Origin of the sequence: Kaistia adipata DSM 17808 (assembly GCF_000423225.1) — a bacterium.
GTDB classification, from domain to species: Bacteria; Pseudomonadota; Alphaproteobacteria; order Rhizobiales; family Kaistiaceae; genus Kaistia; species Kaistia adipata.
In genome coordinates this window covers 124,841-137,759 of the sequence record NZ_KE383992.1, presented here as the reverse complement: position 1 = coordinate 137,759, position 12,919 = coordinate 124,841, and the positions used below count along the sequence as shown (strand labels likewise).

Sequence of the window (12,919 nt, the reverse complement as noted above, 5' to 3'; positions counted from 1 at the left end):
GGACGTCTTCTCCCGGCGAACAAGCTAGAGAAGCGACGCCGCCCCGTCACGAGTGAAGCCGCGTCATCCCGCATGATTTGTCGCTGGTCGCAACGATCGCGCTTCGGTCAATCGACGGCGATCAGGAACGGCATGGGCCGCAGCGGCGCCAGCCGCTCTCTGGTCGCCAGGCGTTCCATGTTGGGGCCGAGCGAGCGGCGCAGGTGCCGTTCCAGCGCCTTCTGCGCCCCTTCCGGGTCCCGGCCGATCAGGCAGTCGAACACGGCGAGGTGCTCCGCCAGCATTTCCTCGGCGTCGGGCAGGATCGGGAAGGTGTCGTGCATGGCGATCAGCGGCAGCTGGCTGCGGTGGATCGCGTCGCGCAGCTGGCGGTTGGCGCAGCGCAGCACCGTGTCGACATGCAGGTCGTGCTCCAGCCGTTCCAGCCGCGCGGCGGTGCGCCGGCCCGACTGCACGGCGAGGATGCGCTCGCGCTTGGCGGCGAGGTCGCGCGGGTTCAGCCCCGGCCAGGCCTGCTCCAGCGCCAGCGGTTCCAGCAGCCAGCGCATCTCGAAATGCTCGTGCATCAGCGCCGGCGTCAGCGGCCCCGCATACCAGCGCTGGTTGCTGTCCTGGAAGATCAGGCCGGCGCGGTCGAGCGCGGTCATCACCTCGTGCGCCACGGTGCGGCTGACACGGTAATAGTCGGCGAGCAGGCTCTCGTTCAGCTGGAAGCGGCCATAGGGCAGGCAGCAGGCGACGATGTGCTCGACCTCGGGATAGAGCGTGGCGCGGCGGTTGCGGGTGCGTGGCTCCAGCATCCGCGTTTCCGGCAGCTTCAACCCGGCCTCGACCAGGTCGCGCCGGAGCGGCGTGGCCTCGGGGTCGGCGCCGATCAGCAGTCCGCGCCCGCCGAAGCGAGTGACGCGGCCCTCATCTTCCAGTCGCTTCAGCGCCGCGCCGGCCGGGATGCGGCTCGACTGGAAGGCCCGCGCCAGCGCCGTCTCGCCGATGACGAGGCCGTCCGGCAGCGCACCCTCGTCGATGTGCCGCCGCAGCACGCGGTAGATCACCTCGTAGAGGGGCAGCGCCGGATCGTCGGCTTCGTGGTCGACCATCATCGTCCCCGGTTCCCAGTCCGGACCAGTCAGACCCCGGCGCCGTCAGCCAAGCGACGCGGCTCAGCCATGCGTCGCGGCATGGCCGGCCTCGGCATCGGCATGGATGAAGCCCATGATCTCGCGGCTCATCGTCTCGTAGCGGCGCGAGTTCTCGATCGTGCCCACCAGCGTGAAGTCGTTCATCACCAGGATGCGGTCGGCGAGCGTGATCATTTCCGGCATGTCGCTGGAGATCAGCAGCACCGAGACGCCGCCCCGCGTGATCTCGCCGATCAGCTCGTGGATCGCCGTCTTGGTCTTGATGTCGATGCCGACGGTCGGCTCGTCGATGATCAGGATCTCGACGCCGGCCGCCAGCCACTTTGCGATCGACACCTTCTGCTGGTTGCCGCCGGAAAGCTTGCCGACCGCCTGCTCGATCGACGGCGTCTTGACCTCGAGCTTGGCGACCAGCGGGTCGGCGACCTTGCGCTCCGCCGCGCGGGTGATCAGGCCCAGCTTCGAGGCGATGCGCCGCCAGACCGAGATCGCGATGTTGGAGCGGATCGGATGGGTGAGGATCAGGCCCTCGGCCTTGCGGTCCTCCGAGATGTAGCCGAGCTTATGGCGGCGGATCGCCGTCGGCACGTCGGGGATCGTCACCGACTGGCCGTTCAGGCGCAGTTCGCCGGCCGTGACCTTGCCGTCGCCGATCAGCGCGCGGGCGACTTCGGTGCGGCCGGCGCCGACCAGGCCGTAGAGGCCGAGGATCTCGCCCTTGTGCAGCTCGAAGCTGACATCCTTGTGGCCGAACGAGGTGGCGAGGCTCCTGGCCTCGAGCACGGTCTTCGAGCGGTCGACGGCGCGCGTCCCCATCTCGGCGACGCGCTCCTCGCGGCCGATCATGGCCGAGACGATCTTGCCGCGGCTCATATTGGCGATCGGCTCGCCGGCGGCGGCGATGCGGCCGTCGCGCAGCACCGTGACGCGGTCGGAGATCGCCATCACCTCCTCGAGCTTGTGCGACACGAAGACGATCGCCTTGCCCTCGTCGCGCAGCCGGCGGACGACGGCGAACAGCGCGTCGGCCTCATGGCCGGTGATCGAGGCAGTCGGTTCGTCGAGCAGCAGAACCTGCGCTTCCAGCGACAGCGCCTTGGCGATCTCGACGATCTGCATCTGCGCCACCGAGAGATGGCGGACCTCGGTGCGGGTGTCGATCGACGGATCGATCATGTCGAGGAATTTTCGCGCTTCGGCGTGCACCTTGTCGAAGTCGATGACGCCGTTCCGCGTCGGCGGCCGTTCGATCATGATGTTCTCGCCGACCGTGAAGCGCGGGATCAGGTTGCGCTCCTGGTGCACGGCCGAGATGCCGGCGGCGATGGCGTCGCGTGGCGAGGTGAAGTCGACCGGCTGGCCGTCGACGAGCAGGCGGCCGCGATCCGGCCGGTAGAGGCCGGTGATGATCTTGATCAGCGTCGACTTGCCGGCGCCGTTCTCGCCCATCAGCGCGTGGGTCTCGCCGGGCAGGATCTCGAACGAGACGCTGTCGAGCGCCGTGACGCCGGGAAAGTCCTTGCCGATGCCTTCGATGGTGAGACGCATGATCAGGCGCCTCCGGCGCGGACGGCGCGCAGCCGGTTCAAGCCGACGGCGGCGAGGATCAGGGCGCCGAGCAGGAACTGCACCCAGTAGGGGTCGACCTTGGCCAGCACCATGCCGTTCTGGATGATCACGATGAGCACGACGGCGAGCGCGGTGGCGGCGACCGAGATGTGGCCGCCGGTCAGCGCCGCGCCGCCGATGATCGGCGCGGCGAAGGACATCAGCAGCCAGTCGACGCCGATCGAAGGCTGGGCCGAGCCGAGCTGCGCCACGGCGAGGATGGCGGCGGCGCCGGCGAGCAGGCCGGACAGCGTGTGGGCCATGACGATGACGCGGTCGCGCGGGATGCCGGAAAGCTCGGCCGCATGCGGGTTGCCGCCGACGGCGAGAAGTTGCCGTCCGGGCACGGTGCGAGCCAGGAAGAAGGCGAGCGCGATGGCGATCAGCACCGGCGGCAGCAGCAGGTAGGGGAGCGCATAGAAGCGCTCGGTGCCGAAGGCGACGAAGCTCGCCGGCAGATTGTAGAACGGGATCGATTCGGTGATGCCGAGATTGATGCCGGTGAAGGCCGAGGCGGTGGCGAGCGTGATGATGAAGCCGTTGATGCCCGTCCGCACGGTGAGCAGGCCGTTGATCAGGCCGCCGGCGGCGCCGATGACGAGGCCGCAGAGGACAGCGACGGGAACCGGGAAGCCCCATTTCTCCATCATGCCGCCGACGGCGATCGCGACCAGGCCGCCGAGCGCGCCGACCGACAGGTTCATCTGACCGACGGCAAGCGTGAGCATCTGCGCGAAGGCGACGATCAGCACGACGCAGAAGGAGCGCAGCATCACATAGATGTTGAACTCGGTCAGGAAAGCCGGCGACAGCACGGCGAGGGTGACGAGGCCGATCGCGATGGCGACGGCGAGCGCCGACCATTCATTGGCGAGAAAGCGTTGTCCGAGGGTCATGTTGTTGGTCATGCGCGGCGTCCAGCGTTCTTGCGGCCCAGGCTGCGGCGTTCGGCATAGACGCTGCGGTAGCGGTCGAGCATGACCGCGAACAGAAGGATCAGGCCGAGGAACAGCTGCAGCCAGAAATTGCCGATCTGCATGACGAGAAGGCCGGAGCGGATGGTGGTGACGAGCAGCGCGCCGAGCATGGTGCCGACGACCGAGACATAGCCGCCGGCGAGCAGCGTGCCGCCGAGCACCGGGGCGAGGAAGGACGGCAGCAGCCAGTCCTGGCCGATCGACGGCATGGCGGCGCCGAGGCGGAACACCAGCATCAGTCCGGCCGAGGCGGCGAGCGCGCCGGAGAGCGTGTGGGCGATGATGATGGCGCGGCCGACCGGCACGCCGGAGAGCTCGGCGGCGCGGGCATTGGCGCCGGCGGCGAGGATCTCGCGGCCGAGCGCGGTGAAGCGGAACAGGATGATCAGCGCCACGCCGAGCCCGATCGCCACGAATAGCAGCGGCGAGACGAAGCCCCACCAGCGCATGCGGCCGAAGGCGGCGATCTCCGGCGGTAGCGCGTTGAAGGTCTGCGCCTTGGAGAGGATCAGCATGCCGCCCAGGAACAGGCTGGCGCTGGCGAGCGTGATGATGAAGGAATTGACGCCCGAGCGGACGATGACGAAGCCGTTCAGCCAGCCGAGGAAGGCGCCGAGCAGCAGCGCCAGCGCCAGGGCGACGGGGATCGGCAGGCCGATCGTCTGCATCAGGAAGCCGGACGCCATCACCGCGCAGACGCCGATCGAGCCGATGGCGAGGTTCATGCCGCCGGTCGCCAGCACGACCATGGTCGAGAAGCCGATGACGATGTCGACGGCGAGCGAGCGCGACAGGGCGAACAGGTTGAACGACGAGACAAAGCCGGGGGCGAGGCTCGTGAACAGGACCCAGAACAGGATGATGATGGCCGCGAGGCCGATCAGATTCGCCTGTTCCGCCAGCCAGGACGGCCGCGCGCGGGTTTCGGAGGAAACGGATAGGGTCATGGTGAAGCCATGTGTGAGCGACCACTTCACCTCTCCCAGAGGGAGAGGTCGACGGCGCAGCCGGCGGGTGAGGGGTTCGGGACCTCTCCGGAAAGGGCGCAACCCCTCACCCGGACCTTCGGCCCGACCTCTCCCTCTGGGAGAGGTGAAGCACCCCGGCAACGGCCGTTAAGCCGGCAAGGTGCGGATCGGCCCGGAGGCCGACCCGCCGAACCGCTTACTTGCAGTCCAGGTACTTGTCCTTGAAGGAGGCCTGGATCTCCGAGGTGATCTTCTTCAGGTCGTCCTTGTAGGTCGCCGCATTGGCGCTCGAGATCAGCAGCGTGCCCGAATCGATGAAGCGCTCGGTCTGCGGCGTCTTCACGAAGGGAGCCTCGGCCTTGACCGTGCAGGTGCCGCTGGCGAGCAGGTCGAGCACATAGGCGCCGACATAGCCCTGGCCATAGGGGTTCTGCGCCATCGTGCCGGCGGCGAAGCCGTCCTTGATGGCGTCGAGCACGATCTGGTCGTCGTCGATGCCGACCAGTTTGATGCGCTTGTCGCCGAGATTGCGCAGCGACTTGGCGGCGACCACCGACGGGATGTAGGCGGTCGAGATCAGGCCGTCGATCTCGTCCTTCTGGGCGCCGAGCAGGGCGTTGATCTTCTGGTCGGCGGCTTCCTGCGCATCGGTGTCGGTGATGTGCTGGACGACCGTCACGGCGCCGTTGGTCTCGGAAGCGGCCTTCTCGACGGCATCCATGCGGAGCTTGGTGTTCGGGTCGACGAGCAGGCCGGCGAGATGCACGATCTTGCCCTTGCCGCCGAGCGCCTCGATCAGCGCCTTGGTGCCGAGATAGGCGGAGTTGTAGACGTCGGTGCCGAAGCAGAACGAGACCTTGGTCGGATCCTGCGCGCAGCCGGCGAGCGCCAGCGACGGGATGCTGTTGGCCGAAAGCTCCTCGACGGTCGAGTTGATGCCGACGGCATCGCCCGGGAAGATGCCGAAGGCGTTGTAGCCCTGGGTCACCAGGCTCTCGACCAGCTCGGTCTGCAGGTTGAGCTTCCACTCGGCCGGGACCTTGAAGTCGACCGCGGCGATGCCGAAGTCCTTCGCCGCGTCCTTGCCGGCCTGTTCCCAGGGGGCGAAATAGGGATGCGGGCCGCCCGGGATCAGAGCGATCTTGTTGTCGGAAGCGTGCGCCGCGCCGGCGGCCAGGCCCATCAGGGCGGCAGCGAGCATCGGCAGGGCGCGCGAGCGCGCGCCGCGTTGGCGTTTCGTCATGGTGTCCTCCCTCGGCGATACGCGGTGCTGCTCCTCCAGCCCGCATTCGCAGTCCCGATGTAAGCACGATCGTATATCGCGTGCAATATGCGCTGCATCGGCGCCGGCGCGGGACGTGAAAAAGGCCCCGTCCCTCGGGGTTCAGGGACAGGGCCTCGGTCGAGAAAGGTCAGGTTTCTCTGGAATTCGGGGCGTCCGCACACTGGGGGGCGGCGGTGCGGACGCCCACCGGACTACTCCGCTTGCGGCGCGGCGTCGTCCGGCATGTCGGGCGCGTCGGCGCCGTCGGGGGCGGCCTGCGGGGCCTCGCCGCGCGGGCCGCGGTCGGGGCCATGGCCGTGACCACCCCGCATCGGCGGACCGAAGCGCAGCTCGGCGTCGGCGAGCTTCTGCAACTGCTCCGGTGTCAGCTTGGCCTTGAGCGCGTCGATCGCCTTCTGCAGCTCGCCCGCCTTGGCGGCGCGCTCGGTGCTGTTCTGGATCAGGCGCTCCTCGCGGGCGAAGGGCACCTTGGCGGCGTCGGCCTTGTCGCCGGGCTTCACGTCCGGGCGGGCCGGGCGCTCGAACATGGCGAGCAGCGCGTTGGTATAGCCGCGCCAGGCGTCCTGCTGGTCGGCGGTGATGCCGATCAGCGTCTCGGTGGCGCTGAGATTGTTGGCGAGCCACATCTGCATCTTGCGCGGACCGTGCGCGCCATGGCCGCGCCTGTCGTGATCGCCGCGGCCTTCATGCTTGCCGGCGTGCCGGTCGCCATGCGGCCCGCGCCGCATCTCGCCGCGCTCGCCATCCTTGGCCATCTCGGCGGCGGCGGGAGCGTCGGGCTTGGCGAAGGCCGGCGCAATGGCGATGGCCGACACGGAGGCGAGGGTGACGATGGAAAGGGCTGCGAGAGTACGCTTCATCGAAGATCTCCAATTGCTACGCTGGATGAGCCCAAGCTAGGGAGCGGCCGTTTCCCCGTTAGGTCGTTTCGTTTCCGGGCATGTCCGCCGGCGGCAAATCTGTTTCGAAGTGTTTCTCGCCGTGCCGTGGAGACGCTCGGTTACGAAAAACCTGCCCCTCGCGCGCGTGGACGCGATAGAGGGAAGGCAACACAGCACGCACCGCGCGCACGGATTGATTGAGGGGCCGAGGCGACCGAACCGATGTCCACCACACCGCATATCCTCGTCGTCGACGACGATCTCGAAATCCGCAAGCTGCTCGGCCGCTATCTGGACGGCCAGGGCCTGCGCGTCACGCTCGCCGCCGACAAGCGCGAGCTCGACGAGAAGCTGGCGACGCAGCAGATCGACCTGATCGTCCTCGACGTCATGCTGCCCGACGCGTCCGGGCTCGACATCTGCCGGCAGCTGCGCGAGCGGCGGCCGCACATTCCGGTCATCCTGCTGACGGCGCTGAAGGAGGATGTCGATCGCATCATCGGGCTCGAGATCGGCGCCGACGACTATCTCGGCAAGCCGTTCAACCCGCGCGAGCTGCTGGCCCGCATCCGCGCCGTGCTGCGCCGCACCGGCGACATCCACGAGGCGGCGCCGGCGGCGATCGCGCAGTACCGCTTCGCCGGCTTCGTCGCCTCGCCCGAGACCCGCGCGGTCATCGATCCCGTGGGCGCCGAAGTCGCGCTGACCGGCGCCGAGTTCGACCTGCTGCGCGTCTTCCTCGACCGGCCCGGCCGCGTGCTGTCGCGCGAGCAGCTGCTCGACCTGACGCAGGGCCGCGAGGCCGATCCGCTCGATCGCTCGATCGATGTCCTGATGAGCCGGCTTCGCCGCAAGCTCGGCGACGACGGCAAGTTCCTGATCTTCAAGACGGTCCGCAACGGCGGCTACCAGCTCGCCGTCAAGGTCGAGACGGAGGGCGCGGCGTGAACTCGCTTCGCCTTCGCATCGCGCTGCTCGTCGTCGTCGCGATCGTCTCTGTCGTCGGGCTCGCCACGCTGGTCGCCGTCAGCGTCATCGGCGGCCCGGGCCCCGGGCGCGCGCTCGGCCCGGCGGCGATCCAGATCGATCTGATCGCGCGGCTGGTCGAGCGTCATCCCGAGGATTTCCAGGAGGGCCAGGTGGCGCGCGGCTCGCTGCGCGGCAAGGATCTCGGCATCCGGCTGCGGCCGCGGCCGGCGCGTGGGCCGGTGCAGGAGGAGCTGACCGAGTCGCTGCGCGAGATGCTGGCGCATATCGGCCATCCCCGCGACGTCGTCGTCACCCAGCCGCGGGCGCATGGGCCGACCCAGGTCTCGATCCCGATCGCCGATCTCGGCTATATCGCCGTACCGCTCTCCAACACGCCGCCGCAGCGCGCCGGCTGGACGGTACTGATCGGATGGATGGTGGCGATCGTGCTCGGCGCCGCGGCGATCGCGCTCGTGATCGCCAACCGGCTGACCAAGCCGTTGCAGATGATCGAATCGGCGATCGCCTCGGTCGGCGTCGACGGCGTGCTGCCGCCGCTGCCCGAAACCGGCTCGGCCGAGGTGCGGGCGACGGCCGGCGCGCTGAACCGCCTGTCGGCCCGGCTGAAGAACGCCATGGAGAGCCGCATGCGCCTCGTCGCGGCGGCCGGCCACGACCTGCGCACGCCGATGACGCGGATGCGGCTTAGGGCCGAGTTCCTCGACGAGGACGAGCGCCAGAACTGGCTGAACGATCTCGACGAGCTCGACCGCATCGCCGACAGCGCCATCCGCCTCGTGCGCGAGGAGGTCGACGAGAGCGAGCGCGAGCCGGTGCGGCTCGACGAGCTGGTGCGGCGTCTGGCGACCGAGCTCGCGGTACAGGGGCGCGCCGTCACCGTCGGCTCGCTGGAGCCGGCGCTGGTCTCCGCCGCGCCGCTGGCGCTGACGCGGGCGCTGCGCAATCTGATGATCAACGCGGCCACCCATGGCGGTGGCGGCGTCGTCACGCTCAACCGCGAGGGCGGCATGGCGGTGCTCCGCATCACCGACCAGGGGCCCGGCATTCCGGAGGGGCTGATTGAGCGCGCCTTCGAGCCGTTCTTCCGCGTCGATCCGGCCAGGCGGCAGTCGGTGCCCGGCGCCGGCCTCGGCCTGGCCATTTCCAAGGAGATCGTTGAGCGATTCGGCGGCGGCATCGTCATGCGCAACGGCGCCACCGGCGGGCTGGTGCAGGAGATCAGCCTGCCGCTGGCGGCCGCGGCCTGACCGGCGGGGCCTCCGGGGCAAGGGGGCCGGCGCGCTCAATATTGGCTGTTGTCGGGTCTTCATCCGGCCGTGCTAGGTTCCCGGCGGAACCCACGCCTGCATGGATGATGAAATTGGCTCTCTCCCCGGAACAACGCGCCGCCCGCCTCGCCCTCGCCAGGGAGGTCGCGCGCGAAGCCGGCGCGCTGGCGCTCGGCTATTTCGAGCGGCTCGCCACCCTCGCCGTCGAATTCAAGCAGGGTGGCCAGGACGTCGTCAGCATCGCCGACCGCGAGGTCGAGGTGCTGATCCGCGCCCGCATCGCGGCCGCCTTTCCGGACGACGGCGTGCTCGGCGAGGAAGACGGTCTGGCGGAGGGCTCGTCCGGCGTGCTCTGGGTGGTCGATCCGATCGACGGCACCAGCCCGTTCCTGAACGGCCTGTCGCACTGGTGCGTCTCGATCGCCGTCGCCGTCGACGGCGAGGCCGAGATCGGCGTCATCTATGCACCGGTCAGCAACGAGTTCTTCTCGGCCGCCAAGGACATGGGTGCTTTCCTGAACGACGCGCCGATCGAGGTCGCTCCGAGCCGCTCGATCGAGGACGGGCTGCTCGGCTTCGGCAGCAACCACCGCATCCCGCCCGCCGATGTCGGCCGCTTCGTCACGGCGCTGCTCGACGCCGGCGGCATGTTCTACCGCAACGGCTCCGGCGCGCTGATGCTCGCCTATGTCGCCTGCGGCCGGCTCGTCGGCTATTACGAGCAGCACATCAATTCGTGGGATTGCCTGGCGGGCCTCTGCCTGATCCGGGAGGCCGGCGGCTGGCACAACGATTTCCTCGCCGGCGAGGGCATGCTTAGGGGTAACCGCATCGCCGGCGGCGCGCCGCAGATGAAGGCGGGCCTGATCGCGCTGCTCGAACGCGTCGGCGCCTCGACCGAGACGATCGCCTGAGGCGGGCGATCGGACCTTCCTAGGCCACTGAACCGCTCCACCATCATCCTGAGGTGCTTCGCTTGCGCGAAGCGCCTCAGTGTCTGGCCCGTAATTGGACAAGGCCCGCCACGCCGCCTTCGCTTCACCTCTCCCTGAGGGAGAGGTCGGAGCGAAGCTCCGGGTGAGGGTTTAGGAAACCATCCGGTGAGGCCGTAAACCCTCACCCGCCGGCCTTCGGCCGTCGACCTCTCCCTCAGGGAGAGGTGAAAGTAGAGTGTCCCCTGCATTTCGGGCCAGACACCCAGGATGATGGTCGCGTTCTGAACATGCAGTCCGGGTAGTTCGCGCCGCTGTGGCTTTGATGTCTTCCCTTCACCTCTCCCAAGAGAGGCAAAGGGAAGGCTCTGCCTCCTACACCCCCGGGCCCGAGGCCTCGCGCAGGTAGCGGACCGGCTTTTCCGGGGCCAGTCCCATCGCGGCGCGGACGATCGCCTGGGCGTCGATGCCGTGGTGGCGGTAGAGGTCGGCGATCGTGCCGGTCTGGCCGAAATGCTCGACGCCGAGCGAGCGGGTGCGGTGGCCGCCGACCGCGCCGAGCCAGCCCAGCGTCGCCGGATGGCCGTCCAGCACGGTGACGATGCCGCAATGGCGCGGCAGCTCGGCGAACAGCCGTTCGACATGCGACTGGGCATGGACGAGGCCGCGCTCGCGGGCGCGGCCCGCCGCCGTCCAGCCGGCGTTCAGCCGGTCGGCCGAGGTGATGGCGAGCAGGCCGATGTCGCGCCGGTCCTCGGCGAGCAGGCCGGTCGCCTCGATCGCCTCGGGCGCGACGGCGCCGGTATAGGCGATGATCATCTCGGCGTTGGGGCCGGGCTTGCGGAGCCAGTAGGCGCCGTCGACGATGGCGCGCGCGAGCTCGTCGTCGATCGTGCGGGTCGGCTGCTCGACGGGGCGCGTCGACAGGCGGAGATAGATCGAGCCGCCGGTCTGGTCGCGCAGCCAGGTGCGCTCGTCCGGGTCGCCGTCGCCGTTCCGCTGCATGTAGTCGAAGCCGAAGCGCATGATCGTCGCGAGTTCGTCGACGAAGGCCGGCTCGAAGGCGGCGAGCCCGTCCTGCGCCATGCCGATCAGCGGCGTGCCGATCGACTGGTGCGCGCCGCCCTCCGGCGCCAGCGTGATGCCGGACGGCGTTGCGACCAGCATGAAGCGCGCATCCTGGTAGCAGGCATAGTTCAGCGCGTCGGCGCCGCGATAGATGAACGGGTCGTAGAGCGTGCCGACCGGCAGCAGCCGTTCGCCATTGATCGAATGGCTGAGTCCCAGCGCCGAGAGCATGAGAAACAGGTTCATCTCGGCGATGCCGAGCTCCAGATGCTGGCCGGACGGCGAGAATTCCCAGTTGAAGGTCGAGGGAATCCGCTCCGACTTGAACGTGTCCGCCATATTTTCGAGCGCGAACAGGCCGCGCCGGTTCACCCAGGGACCGAGATTGGTCGAGACGGTGACGTCGGGCGAGGTGGTGACGATGCGGTTGGCGAAGTCCGAGTTCTCGCGCGAGATCTCGTTCATGACCTGGCCGAAGCCGGCCTGGGTCGAAAGCTCCTTGCCGCCGACGCCGGGGGCGGGCAGCACGGCCGGCACGTCGATATGCGGCGCGACCGAGGCCTTTTCGCGCTGGTTGAACGGCGTCGCGTCGAGGAAGGCGCGCAGCTCCGCCGGGTCGGCGGCAAGGCCCTCGAATAGCTCCCATTCATGGCCCGGGCGCACGTTCATCGCGGCGCGGAAGGCATCCATCTGGGTCGGGTTCATCAGGCCCGCATGATTGTCCTTGTGGCCGGCGAGCGGCAGGCCGAAGCCCTTGATCGAATAGGCGATGAAGCAGGTCGGCCGGTCGTGCGTGCCCGCCTTGGCGAAGGCCTCGAGCAGGGTCGGCAGATCATGGCCGGCGAGGTTGGTCATCAGCGTCGCGAGCTCGGCGTCGGAACGCGACTCGATCAGCTTGGTGACAGGCCCCTGGTCGCCGATCTCGTCGAGCAGGCGCTTGCGCCACGCCGCGCCGCCCTGGAAGCAGAGCGCCGAATAGAGCTGGTTCGGGCAGTTGTCGATCCAGTCGCGCAGGCGCTCGCCGCCCGGCTCCTGGAACGCCGCCTCGAGCAGCACACCATATTTCAGGACGACGACGTCCCAGCCGAAATTCTGGAAGATCGCCTCGAAACGCTGCCAGAGGCCCTCGCGCACCACGGCGTCGAGGCTCTGGCGGTTGTAGTCGACGATCCACCAGGTGTTGCGCAGGCCATGCTTCCAGCCTTCGAGCAGGGCTTCAAAAATGTTGCCCTCGTCCATCTCGGCGTCGCCGACCAGCGCGATCATCCGCCCTTCCGGGCGATCCTTGGCGCTCCAGTCCTTGGCGCGGACATAGTCCTGCACCAGCGACGAGAACAGCGTCTGCGCCACGCCGAGGCCGACCGAGCCGGTCGAGAAGTCGACGCCGTCGACGTCCTTTGTCCGCGACGGATAGCTCTGGGCGCCCTTGTAGCCGCGGAAATTCTCCAGCTTCTCAAGCGTCTGGCGGCCGAGCAGATACTGGATAGCATGGAAGATCGGGCTCGCATGCGGCTTGACCGCAACGCGGTCCTGCGGCCGCAGCACGTCGAGATAGAGCGCCGTCATGATCGTCGCGAGCGAGGCGGAAGACGCCTGGTGGCCGCCGATCTTCAGCCCGTCCCCATTGTCGCGCAGGTGGTTGGCGTTGTGGATGGTCCACGCCGCGAGCCAGAGGATCTTCTTCTCCAGCTCCGCCAGAAGGGCCAGGCGGTTTTCGGCGGAATGGGTGGTGGTGGGCACGCTCGACATCGACGATCCTCCCGCGATCTCTGTGGAAGCATGAACCGCGCGGGGGACGCGGTC

General features: G+C 68.7%; 10 protein-coding genes. 3 read left to right on the top strand and 7 right to left on the bottom strand.

The window, feature by feature from the left end; genetic code table 11:
- Nucleotides 1-107 precede the first annotated feature (107 nt).
- From G539_RS25675 to G539_RS26405, 6 genes are all read right to left on the bottom strand, one after another.
- Nucleotides 108-1,100, bottom strand: a complete 993-nt coding sequence (locus G539_RS25675; RefSeq protein ID WP_084640154.1) for a GntR family transcriptional regulator — start codon at nt 1,098-1,100, stop codon at nt 108-110.
- A 60-nt stretch (nt 1,101-1,160) separates the two neighbouring features.
- Nucleotides 1,161-2,687, bottom strand: coding sequence for a sugar ABC transporter ATP-binding protein (locus tag G539_RS0120840; protein ID WP_029076923.1), 1,527 nt, complete (start codon nt 2,685-2,687; stop codon nt 1,161-1,163).
- Nucleotides 2,688-2,689: 2 nt separating this feature from the next.
- Nucleotides 2,690-3,655: an ABC transporter permease gene (locus G539_RS0120835; protein ID WP_029076922.1), complete on the bottom strand. Its 966-nt coding sequence runs from the start codon at nt 3,653-3,655 to the stop codon at nt 2,690-2,692.
- On the bottom strand, nt 3,652-4,671 hold the full coding sequence (locus G539_RS0120830; protein ID WP_029076921.1) for an ABC transporter permease: 1,020 nt from the start codon (nt 4,669-4,671) through the stop codon (nt 3,652-3,654). Before G539_RS0120830 ends, G539_RS0120835 begins: the two co-directional genes overlap by 4 nt.
- Nucleotides 4,672-4,888: 217 nt before the next feature.
- The gene (locus G539_RS0120825) at nt 4,889-5,935 is read right to left on the bottom strand and encodes a substrate-binding domain-containing protein (RefSeq protein ID WP_035832204.1); all 1,047 of its coding nucleotides are present in this window, start codon (nt 5,933-5,935) and stop codon (nt 4,889-4,891) included.
- Between the two features lie 233 nt (nt 5,936-6,168).
- The gene (locus tag G539_RS26405; protein WP_051231868.1) at nt 6,169-6,837 is read right to left on the bottom strand and encodes a hypothetical protein; all 669 of its coding nucleotides are present in this window, start codon (nt 6,835-6,837) and stop codon (nt 6,169-6,171) included.
- Nucleotides 6,838-7,080: 243 nt separating this feature from the next.
- Between G539_RS26405 and G539_RS0120815 the strand changes: the two genes are divergently transcribed.
- The 3 genes from G539_RS0120815 to G539_RS0120805 all read left to right on the top strand — a co-directional run bounded on the left by G539_RS0120815 (nt 7,081) and on the right by G539_RS0120805 (nt 10,030).
- Nucleotides 7,081-7,806 carry a response regulator gene (locus tag G539_RS0120815; protein WP_029076919.1) on the top strand — a complete coding sequence of 242 codons (726 nt, stop codon included), beginning with the start codon at nt 7,081-7,083 and terminating at the stop codon, nt 7,804-7,806.
- The gene (locus G539_RS0120810; RefSeq protein WP_029076918.1) at nt 7,803-9,095 is read left to right on the top strand and encodes an ATP-binding protein; all 1,293 of its coding nucleotides are present in this window, start codon (nt 7,803-7,805) and stop codon (nt 9,093-9,095) included. Before G539_RS0120815 ends, G539_RS0120810 begins: the two co-directional genes overlap by 4 nt.
- A gap of 113 nt (nt 9,096-9,208) precedes the next feature.
- Nucleotides 9,209-10,030 carry an inositol monophosphatase family protein gene (locus tag G539_RS0120805; protein WP_245576932.1) on the top strand — a complete coding sequence of 274 codons (822 nt, stop codon included), beginning with the start codon at nt 9,209-9,211 and terminating at the stop codon, nt 10,028-10,030.
- Nucleotides 10,031-10,423: 393 nt separating this feature from the next.
- On the opposite strand, the gene G539_RS0120800 is transcribed toward G539_RS0120805, so the two are convergent.
- Nucleotides 10,424-12,865, bottom strand: a complete 2,442-nt coding sequence (locus tag G539_RS0120800) for a transketolase-like TK C-terminal-containing protein (RefSeq protein ID WP_029076916.1) — start codon at nt 12,863-12,865, stop codon at nt 10,424-10,426.
- Nucleotides 12,866-12,919 lie beyond the last annotated feature (54 nt).